Origin of the sequence: Enterococcus sp. DIV2385 (assembly GCF_051711925.1) — a bacterium.
Lineage (GTDB): Bacteria > Bacillota > Bacilli > Lactobacillales > Enterococcaceae > Enterococcus > Enterococcus faecalis.
Map to the genome: position 1 here is coordinate 246,261 of NZ_JBIONV010000001.1, position 22,504 is coordinate 268,764.

Consider the following 22,504-nt stretch of genomic DNA (forward strand, 5'->3'; position numbering starts at 1 on the left):
CATTGTGTCGACTAATCTATTTCGTAAAAAATGAAATCTTCCTTTTCATCATCTATGGCGAAAAGGAAGATTATTTATTGCTGTGTATCGATTGTTCTTTTTAGAATTCAAAATCCATGATAAGATTAAAGATGAAAAAACACTTTGCTTATTATAAAATACAGCACTGGTTTTAATTGAACACTAGAAGGATAAGATAACTAGGAAATTAGTTTTAATAATTCAATGATAAAGAATAAAGAGGAGGAACTTTCATGGCGGAGGAAATTGATGTTACTTTGTATTCTACTGATGCTAGTTTTAGTTGGAATGGGTACAACTATCAGGGAAAAGTAGCTTTATTTATGGCTTTAAATAAAATCGAAGTACTTAACGACACAAATGAAGACTTAAATGAGTATTTTTTAGAATTAGAGTGGCTTGAGGATTTTTCAATTAAAAAGAACAGTGAATATATTACTATTCATCAAGTCAAAACTTACAACACATCAGCAATGTCTAGTTACAAGGAGGCCATATGGAGTCTATTATTGAAAATATTAGAGTTCACCACTCTTGAGAAAGCTTATTTGCATACCACGAATGGCTTGAATATACCAGAAGATTTCTTAGAAAAACATGGTATCAAAGAACCTGTTAATCCTGTAAAAAATCCTAGAATTAAATCACCATATGAAAGTTATAAAGCAGTCGTTGATTCGGGACAATATGATAGTCTTGTTGAAAAGCTTGAACTGTATAATTATGGAGATCAAGATAATGAAATGCGCTTTTGCTCATTTGATGATATTGAGACAAAAATAAAAGAGAAGATTCTAGCCTTTACAGGGAATAATGCTAGTGCAGAACGAATTGATAGGGCGTATCTTTGCCTACTGGGTCTAGTGGATTCGAATATCAAAGAACGACATAAGGATATTCAAGAAGGGATAGAGAAAGAGAAGGTTACTATAAAATTTGTTGACATCAAAAAAGTTGTTGAACAGAATCATGATCTGCCCAGTAGAAAATATACAATATATTACATGAAGGATGAGTTTCAACGAATGGCTTCACAGTATGTAGTCGAAGTTCTTGAAAACGAATACAATATGGGATATATATCTAGACATAATTATGATTTGTTTAAGATGACACTTGATGAAGTATACGCCTTAGATGACAATGAATTCTACGAATTTTGTTTAAAAATTTCACCTGACAACGAAGTAACCGATGAAGACGCAAATAATGCGATGAAATTTTTGACTAGCTGTCTTCCTAAGCAAGGATTGGAGAATTGTTTTTTTGAGATAATAAAACAGATACAAGAGAAAGTTCATAGAAAAAAATGGGTTTTCCACAAAAGGATGAGTGATTATAAAAATGTTGTGTATTTACCTTCTACTATTCTTGATGATGATTCTCCCATTAGAAATGATTTACTGATAAAAAGGATACATAATAACGATAATCCAGATTTGTTAAGAGAAGTAGAAAAAATAATCACTAAGAATATTACAATAAGCTCTATAGACGAAAATAGAATATATAAAAATATTCCTGAGCCGGACAATAGTAATAACACAGGACAAAATGAAGAATATCATAATCGGATTACAATAATGAAAAAAATTGGTTTAATTAAGCTTGATGAAGCTAAGGAGGAATTAGAGTGAACGAAGTCATTGATAAAATTTTTTCTAATAATGGTTTTGAAAACATACCAATACCCAACCCTTTTAGCGATGAGATATCTTTTTGGGGAAATTATTCTAAAACAGCAACGAATTTCTATTTAATTGTGTATATGAATGAAATTACGGAAGACTTTATAACAAAACAAGTTTCAGAATATTTTAATATCATTAAGACAATTGAGAGAGGTTACGATGAGAGGATAGATAAGAATTTATCCATGTTAATTTGTCTAAAGAATAATCATATTGAAAGTTTGTCTAAGTATAAAAAAATTTTTGAAATTGAAGAAGATCCTTATTTTTTTAAAAAATATTTACTTAGCTATAATGAGGATTTTGAAAAAACAAAAAAATATATTCTGAACGGAGAAAATATCAACATTACAATCAATAATATTATTAATGATGTAGAAAAATTTAATCAGTATAAGCTAGGGACGGATACTGATGATGCGAAATTATATGAGATTTGTACAAAGTTAATGACTAAAATTCCTTTTATTAGTTTGAATCACAAACAAAGTGATTTAGTTGACCTGTCTAAAACAATTGGGCTATGTTTGGAAAAGGATAATCTCATGGAAAGTAGAGATAAAATTTTGCAATACTTCGAGTTAGAGGATGAAGAATTTATTGACAAAATAGTTGAAAGTATTGACTTGGAGAATGTTGACTATGAATAAACTAAGAATTAATAAAATATATTTGAAGAATTTTAAACATGTTAATGAAGCTGAAATCAACTTTAATAACAATGACTTGATTGTTCTTGATGGTCCAAATGGATTCGGGAAAACTACTATTTTTGATGCAATAGAGCTAGTAATGACTGGAAAAATCAGTCGAATAACAAATACTATCGACCGTAGGCTGGGATATGAATATAACTTATTCTCAAATAAGAGTGAGATCGATACAGAAGTACGAATAGAATTTGAAAATAATGAAAATAGAATTGTAATAGCTAAAAGGATAGACTCAGAAAGGCGATTTACTCAAAGTGATAAGAAACCTGATAATTGGAATGTTTTTCAAACTTATCTATTACCAGAATTTATGTCTATTTTCGAAGATGAGCAGCAAATCCCTGCTAAAGAAGTAGAAAACATCTTGGATATTCCTGATTTAGAAAGATTTTTCACTTTATTTTATTATGTACAACAAGAGGAAAATACGCTATTTTTGAAAAAAAATGGAAGAGAACGTATGGAAGCTATATCTTCATTGTTTGATACTAAAGAAGAAGAGAGAGAGTTATCAAACATCAAAAATGCAAAAAAAAGGATATCTAATAAAAAAAGAGCTGTTAGCGAACAGATTAAAATCACTAGACCTCGTTTAGAGGATTTAGCGAATGAGTTAGGTAAAATCAAGAGAGACGACAATGGAAATACATCGTATTTCAAACTTTTGGATAGAACTCCAGTGTTAGAATGGGATAGAGAAAATATAACTGTCGACATAACAACAAGAGAGAAGTATCTGAATGAGCTCAGATCAATATATAAATTAAGAAAGGATGTTGAAGATTTTCTTGGTACTCAATTCAATAATCAAATAGATGATTACCTCAAAAAAAACGAGCTACTTCTAAATACAATCAATTACTCTAATTTTCTTGAAAAATATGATGAATATACTGCTTTAAAAATAAAAGAAAGATCATTAAAACGTTTAGAAAAGGCATTCTCAAAATCAGAAATTGAAAAAAATATAAATATATCCACTTTTAAGGATATAGATAAAATTTTACACTTATCTCTAAACATTCCAGAGATACAAAGTTATATAGAGGATTTAAAGTTAACAAAATCAAAAATGAGTAATTTTTCAAAAACAGTCCAGGAATTTAAGAACACTAGAGAAGATTTATTGAAGAGTTTTGATAAGATTAAGCGATCAGAAGATACCGATTGCCCTTTGTGCGGTGAGCCGTTTGATTCATATAGTGATTTATTAGAGTCAATTCGAGAAAAAGAAAATAAATTTGAGGAGTTGACTGATAAAGAAGGTAAGCTATACGAACAGAAACTAGACAATATAAATTTAAAATATATTGTAAGTATCAAACAAGAAATTGAAAATTATTTTTCTGAGAGTAAGAATATCGTATCTGAAGGATTTTATGATTCATTAACATCAGCAGTAAAAATGAAAGCTCAGATATTGGAATTTATTAAATGGTGTAAAAAGAATAATTTACAGCTCGATAAGTTTCTAAATATTGACAACATTGAAATTACTAACAGTGAAACTCAATTTCAAGAATTGACCCAATATATATTGTCGAAAAAGAAAACTATTAGTACTAACTACAAAGAACATGGAAACAAAAAGTTTATGTTTGAGAATATTTTTAATTCTAATGAGGCGGAGTTAAGAAGTGTTGAGCTAGAAAATATTCGAAAGAAAGCAGAATATATTAATCTTCTCTTTTACAGTAGTGGATCAAAAAAAGTAAAAGAATTAAGCGAAGGTTTAAAGAAAGATGAAGAACAAGAAAGAAAGTTGATTATATCTGAAAAAAAAATAAGCAAGATTATTGGTATTTACGAAAATAAGATTGCTAGTCATTGGAGAAAAATTATTAGAGATATTGAGATTCCGTTCTATATATACAGTGGAAAAATTATCCAAAACTATCAATTAGGATGTGGGTTATTCATACGTGAAAAAGATAATTATGAAAAAAGTATCATGTTTGTGTCTGGTTTGGAAAATGATCATGATGTAATTAATTATTTATCATCTGGTCAGCTTTCTGGATTAGTGATAGCTTTCACGCTAGCATTGAATAAAGTATACGAGCAGAAAGCATTAAGTGTTCTATTAATAGATGACCCTGTTCAAACTATGGATGAAATAAATATTGCATCGTTTGTAGAGCTGCTAAGAAATGATTTTAGGCATAAACAAATAATTTTATCTACTCATGAAGAAGAGATTTCTAAATACATTCGTTATAAGTTTTCAAAATATAATTTGAGCACAAAGAGAATCAATGTAAAGAATGAATTAAATGATATAGAATAGAGAGAATGTGTCAACTTTACTTATGACATTAGAGCGAGAGCCCACAATCTTAGTGATTGTGGGTTCTCTTTAGATATGGGTGAGTCCATCTAATTAATATTTTTTATTTGTCTTTAAGAAAGTTAACGCTTCTGTCCCGACCCCTTTTGTGAAAAACAACTAGAAAGGTGTTTCATCTAGTTCCTTTAAAAGTTGACTTGCTTGATGAGCTAGGAGTTCAATTAAAGCAATGACAGGGATTTGAGTGGTTGTATTGACTGATTTATCTGCAAATGGAGAACGTTCGTCGGGCATATAATAGGAGATGTTGTAGTCAGCCAAGCGGGCAATAGTTGAATGTTGATTGTTGGTAATGCTTAGCACTTTGGCGCCAGCTGTTTTAAAATCGGTCATTTGTTTAATCATTTCATTGGTTTCCCCAGATACAGACAGAATCAAGGCTAATGTATTTTCAAATCCGCGCTTGGGGATAGGCGTAAAGGGGTCAGCAATACTGTAAGAATTGATATTTAAGTTGGCAAAATAACGACTGCCATAACTACCTAAAATTCCGCTAGTACCAATGCCAGTAAAGGCAACGTGACGTGCTTGAACAATCATTTGAATTGCTGGACGAAGCATTTCGTAATAGGTTTCTTGGTTTAATTTTTTCAAAAAAGCATCGACGTGAACCGTGGCATCATAAAAATTTTCAAACGTTTGTGTTTGTTTGGCTTCTTCTTTCACTGCATATTTTAATTCAGAAAAACCAGCATAGCCCATTTTGTTACAAAATCGTAGAATCGTTGAGGTGGAGACATGACAGGAAGTAGCCAGTTGGCGAATGGTCTGTTGAGGGATTTGGTGCAGGTGTTCCAATACATAATGGTAAACGAGCATTTCTAATTCATTCAAGGTCTGAACCTTCTCTAAATCAAACAAAGTAATCCTCCTTTATATAAAAACTGAATATGTTATTTTTTTGTGTAAATCAAATAAACCAATTCTTATTTTTCTTGAAAAAAATGTAAAATAACTCAATAAAAAGTTTCTTATTTCCTATTTTACAAAAAGTAGCCCAATTATCCTAGTTTTTCTCTTTTTTCTTTTAAAAATAACAATGCGCACCCCTAGAGTTTTTTGAGAAAACAAGCTAAAATAGATAAGAAGAGAAAAGGAGGCGTTGATGTGGCACGGGAAGTAATTTTATTTATTGCAGCGAGTATTGATGGTTTCATTGCGGACAAAGCGGGCGGTGTTGCTTGGTTAGAAGAGAATATTCGTGGCGATGAAGAAGATCGTAGTTACGATGAAATGTATGAAAAAATAGACACTGTGGTAATGGGGCGGACTACTTATGATCAAGTGACACAAGAATTGTCCCCAGATGTGTATTTTTATGAAGACAAGCATTCTTATATCATTACCTCTCATCCAGAACCATCAACTGCTTCAAGAACTTTTACCAAGGAAGATCCAGTCACATTAATTCGTCGTCTCAAAGAAGAAGACGGCGCGGGAATTTGGATTGTTGGAGGCCCAAAAGTGGTTCAACCGCTTTTGGCAGCTGATTTAATTGATACCTTCATTTTGACGACAATACCACTGTTTCTGGGTGAGGGCATTGCTCTATACGAGACAATGGCTCAATCAATCCCAGTTCGTTTAAAACAGGTTTATCAAAAAAATGAGTTGGTTTATTCGATTTATCAACGTGAAAACAAAAATTAAAAAATAATTATTCGGTTGGGCAAGTTGCTTTCAAGGTTTTGAGTTTCTCATAGGGCGAGAGGAACAAAGCAACAGTTGTCTAGCCGTTTGTGTTGTTTTTGATTGACAAAGAAATGGTAGAGGAGAAAAAAATGAAACATCAGATCAAAAGAAGGTTGTATATTTCACCTGTTCAAACAATTGTCTTAGGCTTTTTTCTATTAATTGTTGTAGGCACGATCTTATTAATGATGCCTTTTTCTGCACAAGCTGGACAAAAAACGCAATGGATTGATGCTTTTTTCGTGGCAACTTCCGCCGTCTGTGTTACAGGGCTTTCGCCTTTGAATACGGCGGAACATTGGAGTCCTATCGGGCAAGTTATTATTATGATTTTGATTGAATTAGGAGGCTTAGGCTTTTTAACCGTTGCCACGATTTTCTTTAGTTTGCTGCGGAAAAAAGCGTCACTAAGTGTACGGATGTTGTATCAAGAAGCGTTAAATGTTAGTGAAGTTTCCGGAGTTTTTCGTTTAATGAAATATATTATGAAGTTTGCGGCCATTATTCAATTACTTGGAGCCTTCTTGTTGTCCTTTCAATTTGTGCCAACATTTGGGTGGAAAAAAGGGTTGTTTTTTAGTCTCTTCCATGCCGTTTCGGCATTTTGTAATGCTGGCTTTGATTTGCTAGGGGATAGTATGGTTCCTTATCAAAATTCGCCTTATCTTTTACTAGTCATTAGCTTTTTAATTATAGCTGGCGGTTTAGGATTTATTGTGTGGCGCGATATTTTTGCAATGATTAAAGGCTATAAAAATAAAATTAAGCACCGTGTTAGTATTCATACACGCCTTGCTTTAACGGTGACCGCCACCTTTTTAGTCTTAGGGACCGTTATTTTTTACATTTCAGAATATCGCCATTTTCCAGCTGACATGTCTTTTTGGCAGCGTCTTGTCAACAGTTGGTTCTTGTCGGTTACACCAAGAACGGCTGGCTTTTATTCGGTTGATTATTTGAAAATGAGTAATCCAGGCCTGATTGTCACGATTTTGTGGATGTTTATTGGTGGCACTTCAGGATCAACCGCTGGCGGCTTGAAAACCACTACGTTTGGTGTGCTATTTTTACAATTTCGTGCAATTTTTAAAGGGAAACAGCGAGTGGAATTCCATGAACGCACAATTCCTGAGCGAGTAGTGCTCCAAGCGTTTACTTTGTTCTTCTTGGCAACTTTTTTATGTGTAACTGCTTCGGTTATTCTCTCGTTTACAGAAACATTACCTTTAAAAAACGGGATTGAGTATATCGTTTTTGAAGTGATTTCTGCATTTGGAACGGTCGGTTTAACAATGGGGTTAACACCAGATTTAACTGTTTTTGGTAAACTGGTGATTATTTTTCTAATGTTCGTCGGTCGTGTGGGTGTGTACACGGTGTTATTGTCATTAATTAAGAAAGGCTTGGAAAGTCAGTCGAAAGTTCAATATCCAAAAGAATCAGTGATGATTGGTTAATAGAGAAAGAGGGAAATAGAATGGAATTTTTAGGTATTTTATGTTTGATTTTAATTACAACGACTTTAGCAGGTGTTGCTTGTAAAAGAGTAGGAATTCCTGCAGTAATTGGGCAATTGCTAGTAGGGATTGTGTTAGGTCCAGCGATGTTAAATATTGTGCATCAAGATGTGTTTGTGCATGACTTTTCAGAAATTGGTGTCATTATGCTGATGTTTATTGCTGGAATGGAATGTGAATTGGAATTATTGAAAAAATATGCGAAACCTAGTGTCATGGTCGCTATTTTGGGCATCGTTTTACCGGTTGGTTTTACTATGTTGATTGGTCAGCTGTTTGCTTTTTCTTGGAAAGAAGCTTTTTTCCTTGGGTTAGTTTTAGCAGCAACGTCGGTCAGCATTTCAGTAGAAGTATTAAGAGAGTTGAATGTTTTAAGTAGTAAAGAAGGTGCAACGATTCTTGGGGCTTCCGTCGTTGACGATATCGTGGTCGTGATTATTTTAAGTGTCGCTGTCGGCATGATTGGTGCAAGTACAGGCGGCAATACAGAAGTCAGCTTTATTGTTAAGTTAATTGAACAAGGCTTATTCTTTATTGGGATTTTCTTTTTGGTCCGCTTTATCGCTCCCTATTTACTACGTTTAAGTCAAAAAATGAACATTGGGTCGTCTGTTATTATCATGTCATTGATTATCTGTTTGGGCATGGCTTATTTGGCTGATTTAGTTGGTTTAAGTTCTGTCGTAGGTGCCTTTTTTGCAGGGATTGCTGTGGGACAAACGGATGCAAAAACAGAAATTGATTTCAATATTGAAGCTATTGGCTATGCCGTGTTTATTCCCGTCTTCTTTGCCAGCATTGGCTTATCAGTGACATTTAACACGTTAGGAAAAGATTTACCTTTTATTTTGGTAATGACGATTATGGCGATTTTAACGAAATTACTGGGCGGTGCCTGGGGAGCGAAAATGGTTGGTTTCTCCAATACAAGTTCTTTAATGGTCGGTGCTGGGATGGTTTCGCGTGGGGAAATGGCATTAATCATTGCGCAAATTGGTTACCAATCTAAATTACTTTCAGAAGCGTATTATACGAGCATGATTGTGGTAATTATCTTAACGACCTTAGTTGCACCTTTCTTATTGAAATACTTTGTTAAAAAACAAGAATCTGCGTTGCAATAAAAAAAGATGAGCAGAAGTTGTTGACAAAAAAATAAAATAGCTATATGATGAGTTCAAGATAAACGACTACATTTGTAGTCGACAACCTTGAACTCTTTTTTTATTGATGAAGGAGGAATTTAACGAGTATGGCAAAAGATAAATTAGCGACAATTACTGATGCAGAGTGGGAAGTCATGCGGGTTATTTGGACCCAAGGCAAGACCACGAGTCGTGAAGTGCATACACTTTTAAATGAGAAAAAAGAATGGAAATCAACGACCGTCAAGACGTTACTAAGTCGTTTAACAGATAAAGGGTTAGTTGGAACGGAGAAAGTAGGCAATAAATATATTTATTATCCGCTAGTAGAAGAACGTCGGAGCGTTGAAACGGTGGCAGATGAACTTTTAGCCAAAGTGTGCAGCCGTAAAGTTGGTTCCGTGGTGGAAACAATTTTAACAGAGAGTCAGTTGAGTTATGACGATTTGGATCGATTAGAGGAACTCTTGAAAGAGAAGCGCAAGACGGCGGTTGAATCCGTCCCTTGCAACTGTATTCCTGGTCAATGCCAATGTCATTTAATTTAAAAAGGAGTGAAAAAAATGGAAAGTAAAACGTTTGATATTGAAGGGATGAGCTGTGCTTCCTGTGCCCAAACGATTGAAAAGGCTACGGCGAAGTTACCTGGGATGGCAAAGGCAAGTGTCAATTTAGCTACGGAAAAATTAAGTGTCACGTATGATCAGACGGAAGTCACAGAAGAAGAAATTAAGGAAGCTGTGTCAGATGCTGGCTACAAGGCGATTAGCCCAGCCAAGCAACGAACGTTTACGATTGAAGGAATGAGTTGTGCTTCCTGTGCCCAAACGATTGAAAAAGCTGTGAACCAATTATCTGGTGTTCAACAAGCGATTGTTAATTTAGCCACGGAAAAACTGGTGGTTAGTTATGACGACCATCAAGTAACGAGTGCTGAAATTATCAAAGCAGTTACGGATGCAGGTTATCAGGCGACAGAAGAAGTCGCTGCCGGTGCAACAGCGGACCAAGATCGTGAAAAGAAACAAAAACATATTGCTGAGATGTGGCAACGTTTTTGGATCTCAGCTGTGTTTACAGTACCACTTCTTTATATTGCGATGGGACACATGGTAGGCTTACCATTGCCGGATTTTTTGAATCCAATGACACATGCGACGACCTTTGCAATGGTTCAATTGATTTTGACGTTACCCGTTCTATATGTCGGCAGAGAATTTTTCACAGTTGGTTTTAAAGCGTTATTTAAAGGGCATCCGAATATGTTTTCTTTGGTAGCTTTAGGAACCAGTGCCGCTTTTGTGTATAGTTTATATGGCACAGTCATGATATTCTTAGGAGATACAAGTTTTACAATGGCTCTTTATTATGAATCAGCGGGTGTTATTTTAACCTTAATTACATTAGGAAAATATTTCGAAGCTGTTTCAAAAGGGAAAACCTCAGATGCGATAAAAAAATTAATGGGTTTAGCGCCGAAAACTGCTCATATTTTACGTGATGGTGCAGAAATTGAAGTGCCAGTTGATGCTGTTCAGTTGGATGACATTGTGATTGTTCGCCCAGGAGATAAAATCCCTGTTGATGGAGTGATTGTTTCAGGCAGTAGTTCTGTGGATGAAGCCATGTTAACGGGCGAAAGTTTGCCTGTTGAAAAGAAAGTCGGTGATGCAGTAATTGGTGCTAGCATCAATAAAAATGGCAGCTTTCAATTCAAGGCGACAAAAGTGGGAAAAGAGACGGCCCTTGCCCAAATCATTCAATTAGTGGAAGATGCGCAAGGCTCAAAAGCGCCGATTGCACAATTAGCTGATAAAATTTCGGGTGTTTTTGTCCCAATCGTCATTGGTTTGGCTGTTCTTTCTGGCTTGGCTTGGTTCTTTTTAGGACAAGAGTCATGGATTTTCGCTTTGACAATTACCATTTCTGTGTTAGTGATTGCTTGTCCTTGTGCGCTCGGCTTGGCAACGCCGACTGCGATTATGGTGGGGACAGGTAAGGGTGCTGAAAATGGCGTTTTAATTAAAAGTGGGGATGCTTTAGAAACCACTCACAAAATTCAAACAATCGTGTTTGATAAAACAGGGACTATTACAGAAGGCAAACCGGTGGTTACAGATATTTTAGTTGCTGATTCAGCACTTTCAGAAGCTGAGTTACTAACATTAGCAGCTTCTGCAGAACAAGGATCAGAACACCCCCTAGGTGAAGCAATTGTGGGAGCGGCTAAAGAACGTCAATTGCCATTAGTAGAAGGAAGCGATTTTTCAGCGATTCCAGGTTACGGCATCCGTGTGACAGTCAACGAACGAGTCCTACTTTTGGGCAATATAAAATTAATGAAAGAAGAAGCCATTGAGCTATCAACGTTTGTTCAACAAGCGGATCGTTTGGCAGAAGAAGGGAAAACCCCAATGTTTGTGGCAAAAGATGGTTCGTTTGCGGGTATCATTGCGGTAGCAGATACTGTGAAAGATAGCAGTCAAACAGCCATTGCACGTTTGCATAAAATGGGGATCGAAGCCGTGATGATTACGGGAGACAACAAGCGTACTGCAGAGGCGATTGCGAAACAAGTAGGTATCGATCGTGTCTTAAGTGAAGTTTTACCAGAAGATAAAGCGTTAGAAGTGAAAAAACTACAAGCAGAAGGCAAAAAAGTTGCGATGGTGGGTGACGGTATTAATGATGCACCAGCACTTGCCCAAGCAGATGTGGGGATTGCTATTGGTTCAGGCACAGATGTTGCAATGGAATCGGCCGACATTGTGCTAATGCGTAGTGATTTAATGGATGTGCCTACAGCAGTTGAATTAAGTAAAGCGACCATCAAAAACATCAAAGAAAATCTTTTCTGGGCATTTGCCTATAATACATTAGGTATTCCAGTGGCTATGGGTGTGTTACACTTATTTGGTGGACCTTTGTTAAGTCCGATGATTGCAGCAGCAGCTATGAGTTTTAGTTCAGTCTCTGTCTTACTAAACGCCTTACGATTGAAAGGATTTAAACCTTCGACGGTGAAAAGAACTAGTGGAAGTCAAAAATAAAATTGAAAAGGATGAAGTGAAATGGAAAAAACAGTAAAAATTGATGGGATGAAATGTGATGGCTGTGTTCAAGCGGTCACTGAAAAATTTAGTGGAATTGACGGCGTAACGAATGTTGCGGTTCACTTGGCAGATCAAACAGCCGTTGTGACAGCAGATCGTGAAGTAAGCCAGGATGAACTGAATACCACGTTGGCAGATACAAAATTCAAGGTTGTCAGCGAATAACAAAAAACAGGGCCTACCATCATGAGTAGGCCCTGTTTTTTTGTTATGGAAGTTTTGCTTTGATTTCCTGATAAATCTTAGTCGTTTCTTGACCATCACGCGCAGTATAATAATAAACTTTTTCCCGCGTTTCTATTTTCAGAATCGGATGACTTTTTGTATAAATTAGTAAATAAGCAGGTTTTCCAGCGACTTTAAATTCTCCTGTTAAGTAACTATCTGTCGCAGCACCCATTGTGCGGATGCGTTCTTGAGGTAAGTCATCAATCAAAGAAACAGCAGTGATTTGGTTAAAAGGAATTGACCTTGTTTTTGCTAATGGGGCAGATAATTCAATTTGGTTCTTTTCAATAGTTGCTTGAAAGGCATGACTAGAAAAATCATTTATAAACATTGGTACTGTGGCAAAGAACAGCACCGCAATCGTTAAAATCCCAGTAGCGGCTAGAATAATTTTCCCAGCAGGCCGTCCTAGGTTAATAGATAAATTCATACCAATGCGATCAGGAACCATGATTTTGGGGTCCTTTGGATTGATATAAATCCCATACCGCCAATATTGATCATCATCCCCATAGCGATAATCGCCAGCCTGTAAAACGAATTGATCTTGTTTTTTGCGCATTGAAAATAGGTAGTAGAAGAGAAAGCCTACATAAACAAACAAAAGAATAAAATAACAAAAAGTAAGGGCCATCGCAACCGTATAATCAATTACAATTGTGAAAGTTGGTAAAATGGTTAGCGGTGCAAAAACTAAGGCGGATAAAACCATTAAAACAGACCAATGATGCCGAAATAAATCATTGATTTGCTGATTAATTTTTGAGTCACTAGTTAGCGGTTTGACAGGTAAGCGCGCAATAAAATAATAACCGCCAATGAACAAACTTAACATCAAAACAGTAATTAAGAAAAGAATCCAGGAACCAATCGCCGTTTGCAAGGAATAAAAGCCCCCAGCAAAAGTAAGAATAATTGCGGGTAAAAACCACCAAAATGAAATAAGTTTCTGGTTTTTATTTAAAACTAATTGCGTATCGATTAAGAGAGGACGCTTAGGTAACAACCAGCCGTTTTGCATTTTTAAAGCGGCCATTTTGCGAATATAAACGATTTGCAGATAGTAGCCACTGCCAATAAAACTAAATAAAAGTAACAGAAAAAGAAACAACAAAATCGAATCATAAGGAATAAATAACAAAGGTAAACTAAGAACACTAAAAACGGCTGCTAGTTGAACCAAGCGTTTTTTATAACGTTTTCGGATTGCTTGAATGCTGGGATCTTGTAGTTTATCTTCTGGTAAAGTATTTTCCAAAATAATATTTTTGTGAGGATTTGCATAAATCCCCATAGTAAATGCCATAAAAAAAGCGACAGAAACTAGGATGAAATAAAAGAATACCGCCATTATAATGCACGCCCTTTCGAATCAAAATTTTGATAAATTTTCTGAATAAGTGCTTGGATTTCTGCTTCGGATTGCTGATGTAAAAAACTTTCAGCCAACAGAAGTTCTAAACGCTCATGCAATTGCTGTTGCCAAACAGCGGTAGCAGGTAACTTTGCGGCAATTTTGGTGCCGTTACGACGGTCAGTCACAATATAACCTGATTGCTTTAACTTATTATAAGCTTTTGAAACAGTCATCATATTGACCCCGATTTCGTCCGCCAATTGTCGGATAGAAGGCAAACTTTCATTGGGAACCAGTTCACCTTTGGCAATGCCTACAATGATTTGATCAATGAGTTGCTGATAGATGGGCTGTTCGCTTTGTTCATCTATTTCTAAAAGCATCGAATCACTCCTGTCTTATTTGTGCTATCTGTATTATATATAATAATACAAAAAGAGTTGGAAAGCAAGGAATTTAGAGTAAATGGTTGTTTCTGTTTAAAGAGAAGCATATAATGAAGAAGAACGTAAAATGAAAGGACGATGAAAATATGACAGCAATTGAACCAAAATTAACAGAGAAATTCCATCAAGATTTCTTGAACAATAATAAACAAAATGCCTTACAACGTAGTGTAGTAAAAAATGGTATCAGCGCTTCAGGTGAATCTGTACAAGGAGCCGTGAATAACGTACCCGTCTTTTCAGTCGACTTAGCTACTGGAAAAGTGGCCAATCAAAAACAAAGCGGTCGCTGCTGGATGTTTGCGGCATTAAATACATTTAGACATAGAATGTTAAATGCGTTTCAATTAAAAGATTTTGAATTATCACAAAACTATACATTTTTCTGGGATAAATATGAAAAATCAAACTATTTCTATGAAAATATTATTGCAACAGCCGATCAACCGTTGACTAGTCGTAAAGTGGCCTTTTTATTAGCTACACCACAACAAGATGGTGGGCAATGGGATATGATCGTTTCAATTTTTGATAAATATGGCGTAGTGCCTAAAACGGCAATGCCTGAAAGCAGCAACAGTTCCAATTCACGTGATTTAAACAACTATTTAAATAAAAAATTACGCAAAGATGCAACAATTTTACGTAGTTTAATTGAAAAAGGCGCTTCTGCTGAAGAAGTCCAAAAAAACAAAGAAGCAATGTTACAAGAAATTTATAATTTCTTAGCAATCTCTTTAGGAACGCCGCCAGAAACCTTTGATTTTGAATACCGTGACGAAGAAAAAAATTATCATTTGGATCAAAATCTAACACCGCAAACATTCTTTGAAAAATACGTTGGCGTTAATTTACATGATTATGTAAGTATTATTAATGCTCCTACAGAAGATAAACCCTTCAACAAAACATACACTGTTGAAATGTTAGGGAATGTTGTCGGCGGCAAAGAAGTTAAATATTTAAATGTAGAAATGGCTGCTTTCAAAAAATTAGCTGCTGCACAATTGGAACAAGGCGAATCTGTTTGGTTTGGTTGTGATGTCGGACAATCTTCAACACGTGACACAGGAATTATGGCATTAGACGTTTACGATATGAACGATCTTTTTGATATTGATTTTACGATGACTAAAGCAGAACGTTTAGACTTTGGTGAAAGCTTAATGACACACGCCATGGTTTTAACAGGTGTTGATATCGTTGATGGTCAAACAACAAAATGGAAAGTGGAAAATAGCTGGGGCGAAAAAGTCGGTGAAAATGGCTTCTTCGTTATGAGCGATGCGTGGATGGACGAATACACTTATCAAATCGTTGTGCACAAAGATTTATTAACTGATGAACAGAAAAAAGCTTGGGAACAAGCGCCAACTGTTTTGGCACCTTGGGATCCAATGGGAGCATTAGCATAAAACAGAAAAAGAAGGCCCCCGCCGTCATGGCGGGGGCCTTCTTTTTACGTTGGGCGGCGAACTTCACGGATTTCGCCCAATGTTGTATAATCATTGCCTGCTAAACGAGCAATCGGTTGGAGTTTTTCAGGTAAAATGTACTGATGTTCTTCATCAAAAACGGCTGAATCAAAATAGAAATCGGTAATTTCTACAATGAATAAATCCGTAATAATTTGACCTTCATGGTTAGCAATAGGTACATATTGATGTAAGCGAGCTTCCATCCGAATCGGCGCGGCTTTGATTGCTGGAACAGCAACAGTCTGGCTGGCAATGGTTTCAATACCAAATGTGTCAATTTCACTGATCTCTGCTGCTAAAGACGCCGAAGTCTGATTCATTTGAGTAAGAACGTCTTCGTTAACGAAATGGATGACAAGTTCTTTAGTAGCCAAGATATTTCGTGCCGTATCTTTAGGCTCTTTGTCTGGTCGTAAAATGGACAACGTTGCTAAAGGAATTTCAGCTGCCGCCGCATTAAAGAAACTAAAGGGAGCAGCGTTGACGATACCTGTGGCTGTATCTTGTGTCGTAACCCAAGCGATTGGCCGAGGAATAATACTTCCTGATAAAAATTTATACGCTGTTTTTGCAGATAACTCGTTACTATTGTAATGAATCATAGGAGCCTCCTAGAAAAAATACTAATTTCGTTGAACATTCGCATCTGAAGTATCGAAAGGACGCACAAATTCTTCAATCCCTGCCCGTTTTGGTTCTAAAAATGGCGGTAATGATAATTTTTCGCCAGCGTGTTCGTAGGTTTCATCCTCTAAAAACCCAGGACCATCGGTTGCCAGTTCAAATAAAACATGTGTTGCTGCCAAGAAATATTCAGATTTAAAGTAAAAACGTTCCACAAAGCCAGAATTAGGAAATTCCAAACGATTAATTTTTTCAATCCAGAAACGTAGTGCTTCCTCATCGGCAACGCGCAAGGCTAAGTGATGGACATTGCCGTAGCCTTCTTGAGCCGCTGGCAAATCTTCCCGATGCTCTACGATGATGCTGGCACCATTTCCACCTTCGCCAACTTCAAATAAATGGAAACTACCTTCAGCATCAATCAATTTGAATCCTAAAACTTCAGTTAAAACTAGTTGCAGATGTTCGTAATTTTCGACAGTTACAAAGGCTGGACCTAAGCCGATTAAAGCATGTTCACTAGGGACGTTAGATTTTTTCCAAGGCGTGCCAGCTGCAACACCTTGGTTCTTTTCATCAGAAATAAGTTGGTAACGTTGATTGTCAAAATCTTCAAATTCTAAATACTTTTTACCAAAACGTTCTTGAATTTCTCCATGATCAATTGCATATTCATTAAAGCGTGATACCCAGTAATCCAAAGCAGCATCATCTTTTACACGGAAGGAAGTACGAGAAATTGTATTGGTTCCTTTGGTTCCTTTAGGTAAGCCTGGAAAGTCAAAGAAAGTCATATCTGTTCCGGGAGAGCCGGCATCATCAGCAAAAAATAAATGATATGTTTCAATATCGTCTTGGTTGACAGTCTTCTTAATTAAACGTAGACCTAAAATATCGGTGAAAAAGTGATAAATTTTTTCAGCACTTGAAGTCATGGCAGTGACGTGGTGTAAACCTAAAATTTGTGTATTCATAATAAAAATCCTCCTAAAAGAAAAATAATTTTTTAATTAATTAACTTACTAAAAGTAAGTTTAAATGATTAGTCCTAAAAATGCAAAAGAAATGTCTCGAATTCGAACTATTATTTTTTAGTTGATTTTTTAAAAAAATAAGAATATAATAGCCTGAGATATTTTAATACATAAACTTTCGTAAACATCGCCGGATGCTTGCGACTAAAGTGTTAATGAACAGTTCTTAGGCCATAGCTGAACTGTTTGTTGGCACTTTTTTTGTTTGGAAGGGAAGGAAAACAAGATGAGTAAAGCTTGGTTAAAAGTTATTTTTGGCGCTTTTTGTGAAGTGATTTGGGTCATTGGCATGAAGCATAGCACAACATGGTGGGAGATTTTAGGGACAGTAATCGCAATCTTTATCAGTTTCTATGCGCTGATTAAAGCAGGAGAGGAATTGCCAGTCGGCACAGCCTATGCTGTATTTGTCGGCTTAGGTAGTGCTGGAACTATTGTAACAGATCATTTTTTATTCCACACACCATTGGGCATAGGAAAAGTTCTTTTTCTGTTGCTGTTATTAATAGGTGTAATTGGCTTAAAAATGGTAACTGGAAATAAAGAGGAGGAAACAAGATGAGTTGGTTATACTTAGTTATTGCAGGCTGTTTTGAAATCTTTGGCGTAGGTTCAATTAAATTATTTACAACAAAAAAAGACTTACGTTCATTGTTAATTTTAATTCTAGCGTTTAGTGGTAGTTTCTTATTCTTATATTTAGGGATGAGACAATTGCCGATGGGCGTTTCTTATGCAGTTTGGACAGGAATTGGTACAGCAGGAGGCGCTATTTTAGGAATGCTATTAGGTGAATCAAAGGACCCACGCCGGATATTTTTTATTTTTTTAATCATTGTTTCTGTGATTGGTTTAAAATTAATTGGTTAGAAAGCGAGAGAACATTGTTTGGATTATTGAAAGACAGGTGAGTAAAATTTAAAAAGAGACAGAACCAAATGCGGTGTTCTGTCTCAAAATAGCTTTTATTTTACGAGGTTACTATAACGTGTCGCAAATTCATTGTTGTAGGACTTGCCGTTGACATCTTGACCAACGTCCCAATTTGCAGACCAAGTCATTAAGCCGCGGATAGGATTACCGTCTTTTGCTAACTGATCAAAAGTTTTGGCTACAGGGGTAGCCTCAACAACATAGCCACTACCAGCAGCATCCCGATTTGCTGGTAAACCAAGGACTAATTTATCGTTTGGTATCTGTAGATAGCCGCGTGTGCCATGGATTAATGAATCAGACATATAATAGAGGAACTCGTATTTTAGAGCATCGTTGCTTTGAGCAACCCAAGTCATAATTTCATCAACCCAGACACCGTCGCCGCCTTGGTTATATAATTGTGGGGCAATGTAATCATAATAACCATTTAGGGAAGTAATGTATGTTTCATAAGCGGCACCAGGTTTTAAATAAGGGAATTCTGGCGCCATCGTAATGATGAAATTTTTTCCTTGTGCTCGATAATGGTCTTTGACTATTTTCAATGCAGCAGGGATGACGGTTTGGTTGTCGCCAGCAGTAATCGCCAATTGCTCTAAGTCGATGTCTAAACCATCAAAGCCGTATGTTTCCACTTGACGAATGATTTCATTCGCAAAGGCTTGTTCATCGCCTTTGACTAATTGGATATGTGCATCTGCTCCACCAAGTGCCAATAAAACTGCGCGACCTTGACTATTTAATTGTGCGACTTCTTGTCGGAAGGCAGTGTCCGTTTGGTTATAAGGCTTGAACGTAGGAATCCGTGTTGTACCATCGCTTTTCATGAAGGAAACCGGTACGACATTGTAGGCTTGATTTACTTCTGAAAGGTTCAGCGATGCTGATGTTCCTTGTTTGTAACCATCGCGTCCTTTTGAGGCCCAGTTATGCCAATATCCAACCAACACTTTTTTGCCAGAGATATCTACCATCGTATCCGCAGCATCTGCAGAAGCTTGAGTAGGCGTTAACCACAAGCCAACTGCTACGGTTGAAAGAAGGAGAAAAGCAGGGATTATTTTTTTTAGCTTCATTTTTTTGAGAACTCCTTTAATTTAGTTTAAGATGTGAGTATTTTTACTGAATGTTCACATCAATCGCTTGGTAAAAGGCGTTCACCGTATCACCAATGCCCCAAACAGCGTAAATGACATGATAACCTTTGCGGTCTGTCGGAATATTAATTGTTTGTTTAACAACTTTATTAGGAACTTCTTGTTTGCCGTCAATTGAAGCAATTTTGTCGAAGTTTTTAATGTCTAATGGTTGATTGGGATTCCAGCCATTTTTAGTAATATAGTAATCCCAAGAAGCAGTTCTATGTTGGGCAGTTAAGTTCCAAGTGATGTCAAGGGGACCTGTGGTAATGTTTGTTTTGTGCCAACGAGTAGCTGTTTGTTCATCCAAAGGTTCAAAACCTGAGACACCTGCACTGGCTAATTTACCAGTAATAAACGTATTTTTGGGCGCTTCGATACTTTGAGGTTCCCATTGTGCACGACCAACATTTGTATTTAAGTTACCACCAGCAGAACTACCAAAGAAAGCACGACTTCCAGGACTTGCTACGTAACCATGAGCCTCCGAAACAGTAGGGGCCAATGCAGCGCCACCTAAAACAAAACTAAAAGCCAGGACGATTGTTAATAAACTCTTTTTCACGAAAAAAACCTCCTAAAAAATTATTTTGTATGCGCTTACAGATAGGAATATAACATAATAATCTTTCGGATACAAATAATAAGAAATGTTATTTTTAAAAATAAAACAATATTTTTTAAGTAATATTAAGAATGTTTTTAAATAATATAAATAATAGTGTTTTTCAAAGTTTTGTTAATTTTTCATTCGGAATCGCAATTGAAGAAATCACGTGGTATACTTTTAAGAAGAAACAATGACACGAAAGTAGCCATTGGAAAAAGGAGATTATTTCGTGGGAAAAAAACATACATCCTCTTATGAAGTTGCCTACTATGACGGCGATTTTACTGGTGCAATGAAAATACCGGCTTTGTTAGCGGTTGTCATTAAAGTATCAGAAGAACAAACAGAATTACTAGGAAGAAATGCAGCTTATGTCGCCCAATTTGGCCTAGGCTGGGTCATCACCAACTATGAAATAGAGATTCACCGTTTACCAAAAGTTGGTGAAAAAGTAGCAATTACAACGCAAGCTATGAGTTATAACAAATATTTTTGTTATCGTAACTTTTGGGTTCATGATGAAGAAGGCAATGAATGTGTCTTTGTGAAATCAACCTTTGTCTTAATGGATCAAAAAAATCGGAAAATCAGTAGTGTGCTACCAGAAATTATTGCACCTTTTGATTCTGAAAAAATCACTAAAATTTATCGCCATGAAAAAATTGAAAAGGTCACAGAGGGGAACTTTTTACCTTATCGTGTTCGTTTTTTTGATATTGATGGCAATCAACATGTTAATAATGCGATTTACTTTAATTGGTTATTGGATGTGTTAGGTTATGACTTTTTAACAACGCATCAACCGAAAAAAATTCTTGTGAAATTTGATAAAGAAGTAGAATATGGCCAAGAAGTCGAAAGTCATTACGAAATTGTCGAACAAGAAAATCAGTTGAAAACGCGCCATGAGATTCGGATTGATGGTCAAACCTATTGTGAAGCGAATATCGATTGGACCAACTAAGTTGAGATAACGGTTTAGAAAAATAAAAAGTTACGCAGAGGAGGAAGGACATGATTCGCTTAGGATTAACATCTTTTAGTGAGCACGACTATTTAACTGGAAAAAAACGGGCCACGCTTTATGAATATGCCAGTCATTTACCGCTAGTTGAAATGGACACGGCGTATTACGGGATTCCTCCCAAAGAACGAGTAGCTGAATGGGTCAAAGCAGTTCCCGAAAACTTTCGCTTTGTCATGAAAGTTTATAGTGGAATCAGTTGTCAAGGTGAGTGGCAAACCTATTATGCAAGTGAAGAAGAAATGATCACCGCTTTTTTAGAAAGTATGGCCCCATTAATTGAAAGTAAAAAATTATTTGCCTTTCTGGTACAATTTTCAGGAACATTTGGTTGTACGAAAGAAAATGTCGCTTACTTGCAAAAAATTCGTCACTGGTTTAAAGACCTACCCATCGCCATTGAATTACGAAATAATTCATGGTATCAACCAAACTTTGTAAAACAAATGTTGCAATTTATGAAAGAAAATCAATTTTCCCTTGTGATTGTAGATGAACCGCAGATTCCTACGAATCCAGTGCCCTTTTATCCGTATGTAACGAATCCTAATCTCGTGCTCTTCCGGTTTCACGGACGTAATGCGGCTGGCTGGTTAGCCAATGATGCAGAGTGGCGAAAAAAAAGAACCCTTTATCATTATAATACGCAGGAAATCGCTGATTTAAGCGAAGCTGTTTTAAAAATGTCGCAAGAAGCCAAAGAAGTGGGCGTAATTTTTAATAATAATTCTGGCGGCGATGCCGCAGAAAACGCTCTACAGATGCAAAAAGTCTTGAATTTGAGTTACGATGATTTGAATCCAAAACAATTAGATTTATTTTGAGAAAGAAGGTAGCTGAATGTCTGAAAAGCAATCACCTTATGAAATGGCTTGTGCCTTCCACGAGGTTTTTAATCCACAACAGCCAGAGCAACCAACTGCTTTTTCGCCAGAGCTAGCCAGTCGACGAGCAGAGTTTAAAGTCGAAGAACTTGTAGAATTTTTATATAGTGCTGCTGATAATGACCAAGTGCTTTTTCAACAATTGGTCAACGGATTAAAAAAATCTGTCGATAAAGCAGAGCAGAAAGTCTTGGCGAAAGGCAAACCAGTATCTGATCCTTTAGTGGAGGAAGTGGATGCACTAGTTGATTTATTGTATTTTACTTATGGTTCGTTTTGCTTAATGGGCGTCAATCCAACAAAAATTATTGAAATCGTTCATCAAGCCAATATGGGGAAATTATTTCCAGATGGGCAGCCACATTATGATCCAGAAACAAATAAAGTATTAAAACCTGAAAATTGGGAACAAGATTTTGCGCCAGAAGCTAAAATTAAAGCGGAAATTCAACGCCAATTGAAAATTACTGAAACCAATGAAAAAGACGAATGAGAAAACTCATTC

The 22,504-nt window shown here is 36.2% G+C and carries 22 protein-coding genes; 15 read left to right on the forward strand and 7 right to left on the reverse strand.

Annotated elements, in window-relative coordinates; translation table 11 throughout:
* Nucleotides 1-254 precede the first annotated feature (254 nt).
* The 3 genes from IGM04_RS01300 to IGM04_RS01310 are packed head-to-tail and all read left to right on the forward strand — an operon-like array spanning nt 255 to nt 4,712.
* Nucleotides 255-1,658, forward strand: coding sequence for an ABC-three component system protein (locus IGM04_RS01300; RefSeq protein ID WP_002358348.1), 1,404 nt, complete (start codon nt 255-257; stop codon nt 1,656-1,658).
* The gene (locus tag IGM04_RS01305; protein ID WP_002358350.1) at nt 1,655-2,362 is read left to right on the forward strand and encodes an ABC-three component system middle component 1; all 708 of its coding nucleotides are present in this window, start codon (nt 1,655-1,657) and stop codon (nt 2,360-2,362) included. Before IGM04_RS01300 ends, IGM04_RS01305 begins: the two co-directional genes overlap by 4 nt.
* Nucleotides 2,355-4,712 (forward strand): AAA family ATPase, encoded by a 2,358-nt coding sequence (locus IGM04_RS01310; protein WP_002358351.1) that lies wholly within the window; start codon nt 2,355-2,357, stop codon nt 4,710-4,712. Before IGM04_RS01305 ends, IGM04_RS01310 begins: the two co-directional genes overlap by 8 nt.
* Before the next feature lie 159 nt (nt 4,713-4,871).
* On the opposite strand, the gene genR is transcribed toward IGM04_RS01310, so the two are convergent.
* Nucleotides 4,872-5,633 carry a MurR/RpiR family transcriptional regulator gene (gene genR / locus IGM04_RS01315; protein WP_002355208.1) on the reverse strand — a complete coding sequence of 254 codons (762 nt, stop codon included), beginning with the start codon at nt 5,631-5,633 and terminating at the stop codon, nt 4,872-4,874.
* A gap of 198 nt (nt 5,634-5,831) precedes the next feature.
* Here genR and IGM04_RS01320 point away from each other — a divergent pair, with 198 nt between their 5' ends.
* From IGM04_RS01320 to IGM04_RS01345, 6 genes are all read left to right on the forward strand, one after another.
* A complete protein-coding gene (locus IGM04_RS01320; protein WP_002386047.1) occupies nt 5,832-6,422 on the forward strand; it encodes a dihydrofolate reductase family protein in 591 nt (196 codons plus the stop codon).
* Between the two features lie 131 nt (nt 6,423-6,553).
* Nucleotides 6,554-7,921, forward strand: coding sequence for a TrkH family potassium uptake protein (locus IGM04_RS01325; RefSeq protein WP_002379039.1), 1,368 nt, complete (start codon nt 6,554-6,556; stop codon nt 7,919-7,921).
* A 20-nt stretch (nt 7,922-7,941) separates the two neighbouring features.
* Nucleotides 7,942-9,105: a cation:proton antiporter gene (locus IGM04_RS01330; RefSeq protein WP_002355211.1), complete on the forward strand. Its 1,164-nt coding sequence runs from the start codon at nt 7,942-7,944 to the stop codon at nt 9,103-9,105.
* A 128-nt stretch (nt 9,106-9,233) separates the two neighbouring features.
* Nucleotides 9,234-9,674: a CopY/TcrY family copper transport repressor gene (locus tag IGM04_RS01335; protein WP_002355212.1), complete on the forward strand. Its 441-nt coding sequence runs from the start codon at nt 9,234-9,236 to the stop codon at nt 9,672-9,674.
* A 15-nt stretch (nt 9,675-9,689) separates the two neighbouring features.
* Nucleotides 9,690-12,176 carry a heavy metal translocating P-type ATPase gene (locus IGM04_RS01340; RefSeq protein WP_086317594.1) on the forward strand — a complete coding sequence of 829 codons (2,487 nt, stop codon included), beginning with the start codon at nt 9,690-9,692 and terminating at the stop codon, nt 12,174-12,176.
* A gap of 21 nt (nt 12,177-12,197) precedes the next feature.
* Entirely contained in the window at nt 12,198-12,404 is a 207-nt protein-coding gene (locus IGM04_RS01345; protein WP_002355215.1) for a heavy-metal-associated domain-containing protein, read from the forward strand.
* Nucleotides 12,405-12,447: 43 nt separating this feature from the next.
* Here IGM04_RS01345 and IGM04_RS01350 read toward each other — a convergent pair whose 3' ends face one another.
* Both IGM04_RS01350 and IGM04_RS01355 read right to left on the reverse strand, forming a co-directional pair.
* Nucleotides 12,448-13,818: a PH domain-containing protein gene (locus IGM04_RS01350; RefSeq protein ID WP_086317595.1), complete on the reverse strand. Its 1,371-nt coding sequence runs from the start codon at nt 13,816-13,818 to the stop codon at nt 12,448-12,450.
* A complete protein-coding gene (locus IGM04_RS01355; RefSeq protein ID WP_002358356.1) occupies nt 13,818-14,207 on the reverse strand; it encodes a GntR family transcriptional regulator in 390 nt (129 codons plus the stop codon). The genes IGM04_RS01350 and IGM04_RS01355 overlap by 1 nt, the downstream gene beginning before the upstream one ends.
* Nucleotides 14,208-14,356: 149 nt before the next feature.
* Here IGM04_RS01355 and IGM04_RS01360 point away from each other — a divergent pair, with 149 nt between their 5' ends.
* The gene (locus IGM04_RS01360; protein ID WP_002358357.1) at nt 14,357-15,685 is read left to right on the forward strand and encodes an aminopeptidase C; all 1,329 of its coding nucleotides are present in this window, start codon (nt 14,357-14,359) and stop codon (nt 15,683-15,685) included.
* Nucleotides 15,686-15,729: 44 nt separating this feature from the next.
* Here IGM04_RS01360 and IGM04_RS01365 read toward each other — a convergent pair whose 3' ends face one another.
* Nucleotides 15,730-16,350 carry a flavin reductase family protein gene (locus tag IGM04_RS01365; RefSeq protein WP_086317596.1) on the reverse strand — a complete coding sequence of 207 codons (621 nt, stop codon included), beginning with the start codon at nt 16,348-16,350 and terminating at the stop codon, nt 15,730-15,732.
* A 21-nt stretch (nt 16,351-16,371) separates the two neighbouring features.
* The gene (locus IGM04_RS01370; RefSeq protein WP_002355221.1) at nt 16,372-17,346 is read right to left on the reverse strand and encodes a ring-cleaving dioxygenase; all 975 of its coding nucleotides are present in this window, start codon (nt 17,344-17,346) and stop codon (nt 16,372-16,374) included.
* A gap of 265 nt (nt 17,347-17,611) precedes the next feature.
* Here IGM04_RS01370 and IGM04_RS01375 point away from each other — a divergent pair, with 265 nt between their 5' ends.
* Both IGM04_RS01375 and IGM04_RS01380 read left to right on the forward strand, forming a co-directional pair.
* Nucleotides 17,612-17,968, forward strand: a complete 357-nt coding sequence (locus tag IGM04_RS01375; RefSeq protein WP_002386054.1) for a DMT family transporter — start codon at nt 17,612-17,614, stop codon at nt 17,966-17,968.
* Nucleotides 17,965-18,276: a DMT family transporter gene (locus IGM04_RS01380; protein WP_002361148.1), complete on the forward strand. Its 312-nt coding sequence runs from the start codon at nt 17,965-17,967 to the stop codon at nt 18,274-18,276. The genes IGM04_RS01375 and IGM04_RS01380 overlap by 4 nt, the downstream gene beginning before the upstream one ends.
* A 95-nt stretch (nt 18,277-18,371) precedes the next feature.
* On the opposite strand, the gene IGM04_RS01385 is transcribed toward IGM04_RS01380, so the two are convergent.
* Together IGM04_RS01385 and IGM04_RS01390 are read right to left on the reverse strand one after the other, a co-directional pair.
* Nucleotides 18,372-19,418: a chitinase gene (locus IGM04_RS01385; RefSeq protein WP_002364979.1), complete on the reverse strand. Its 1,047-nt coding sequence runs from the start codon at nt 19,416-19,418 to the stop codon at nt 18,372-18,374.
* 43 nt (nt 19,419-19,461) lie between these two features.
* Complete coding sequence (locus IGM04_RS01390) at nt 19,462-20,046, reverse strand: lytic polysaccharide monooxygenase (protein ID WP_002355225.1); 585 nt, start codon at nt 20,044-20,046, stop codon at nt 19,462-19,464.
* 274 nt (nt 20,047-20,320) lie between these two features.
* On the opposite strand from IGM04_RS01390, the gene IGM04_RS01395 reads away from it, so the two are divergent.
* The 3 genes from IGM04_RS01395 to IGM04_RS01405 are packed head-to-tail and all read left to right on the forward strand — an operon-like array spanning nt 20,321 to nt 22,492.
* Nucleotides 20,321-21,055 carry an acyl-ACP thioesterase domain-containing protein gene (locus IGM04_RS01395; protein ID WP_010822458.1) on the forward strand — a complete coding sequence of 245 codons (735 nt, stop codon included), beginning with the start codon at nt 20,321-20,323 and terminating at the stop codon, nt 21,053-21,055.
* Nucleotides 21,056-21,105: 50 nt separating this feature from the next.
* On the forward strand, nt 21,106-21,939 hold the full coding sequence (locus IGM04_RS01400; protein WP_002358361.1) for a DUF72 domain-containing protein: 834 nt from the start codon (nt 21,106-21,108) through the stop codon (nt 21,937-21,939).
* Nucleotides 21,940-21,955: 16 nt separating this feature from the next.
* On the forward strand, nt 21,956-22,492 hold the full coding sequence (locus IGM04_RS01405; RefSeq protein ID WP_002355230.1) for a haloacid dehalogenase: 537 nt from the start codon (nt 21,956-21,958) through the stop codon (nt 22,490-22,492).
* Nucleotides 22,493-22,504: the final 12 nt, after the last annotated feature.

Bases quoted from the DNA above. Each gene is read 5' to 3' on its own strand.
- IGM04_RS01300 (WP_002358348.1), top strand. From the start codon at position 255: ATGGCGGAGGAAATTGATGTTACTTTGTATTCTACTGATGCTAGTTTT.
- IGM04_RS01310 (WP_002358351.1), top strand. From the start codon at position 2,355: ATGAATAAACTAAGAATTAATAAAATATATTTGAAGAATTTTAAACAT.
- IGM04_RS01325 (WP_002379039.1), top strand. From the start codon at position 6,554: ATGAAACATCAGATCAAAAGAAGGTTGTATATTTCACCTGTTCAAACA.
- IGM04_RS01330 (WP_002355211.1), top strand. From the start codon at position 7,942: ATGGAATTTTTAGGTATTTTATGTTTGATTTTAATTACAACGACTTTA.
- IGM04_RS01335 (WP_002355212.1), top strand. From the start codon at position 9,234: ATGGCAAAAGATAAATTAGCGACAATTACTGATGCAGAGTGGGAAGTC.
- IGM04_RS01340 (WP_086317594.1), top strand. From the start codon at position 9,690: ATGGAAAGTAAAACGTTTGATATTGAAGGGATGAGCTGTGCTTCCTGT.
- IGM04_RS01345 (WP_002355215.1), top strand. From the start codon at position 12,198: ATGGAAAAAACAGTAAAAATTGATGGGATGAAATGTGATGGCTGTGTT.
- IGM04_RS01350 (WP_086317595.1), bottom strand. From the start codon at position 13,818: ATGGCGGTATTCTTTTATTTCATCCTAGTTTCTGTCGCTTTTTTTATG.
- IGM04_RS01355 (WP_002358356.1), bottom strand. From the start codon at position 14,207: ATGCTTTTAGAAATAGATGAACAAAGCGAACAGCCCATCTATCAGCAA.
- IGM04_RS01360 (WP_002358357.1), top strand. From the start codon at position 14,357: ATGACAGCAATTGAACCAAAATTAACAGAGAAATTCCATCAAGATTTC.
- IGM04_RS01365 (WP_086317596.1), bottom strand. From the start codon at position 16,350: ATGATTCATTACAATAGTAACGAGTTATCTGCAAAAACAGCGTATAAA.
- IGM04_RS01370 (WP_002355221.1), bottom strand. From the start codon at position 17,346: ATGAATACACAAATTTTAGGTTTACACCACGTCACTGCCATGACTTCA.
- IGM04_RS01380 (WP_002361148.1), top strand. From the start codon at position 17,965: ATGAGTTGGTTATACTTAGTTATTGCAGGCTGTTTTGAAATCTTTGGC.
- IGM04_RS01385 (WP_002364979.1), bottom strand. From the start codon at position 19,418: ATGAAGCTAAAAAAAATAATCCCTGCTTTTCTCCTTCTTTCAACCGTA.
- IGM04_RS01400 (WP_002358361.1), top strand. From the start codon at position 21,106: ATGATTCGCTTAGGATTAACATCTTTTAGTGAGCACGACTATTTAACT.
- IGM04_RS01405 (WP_002355230.1), top strand. From the start codon at position 21,956: ATGTCTGAAAAGCAATCACCTTATGAAATGGCTTGTGCCTTCCACGAG.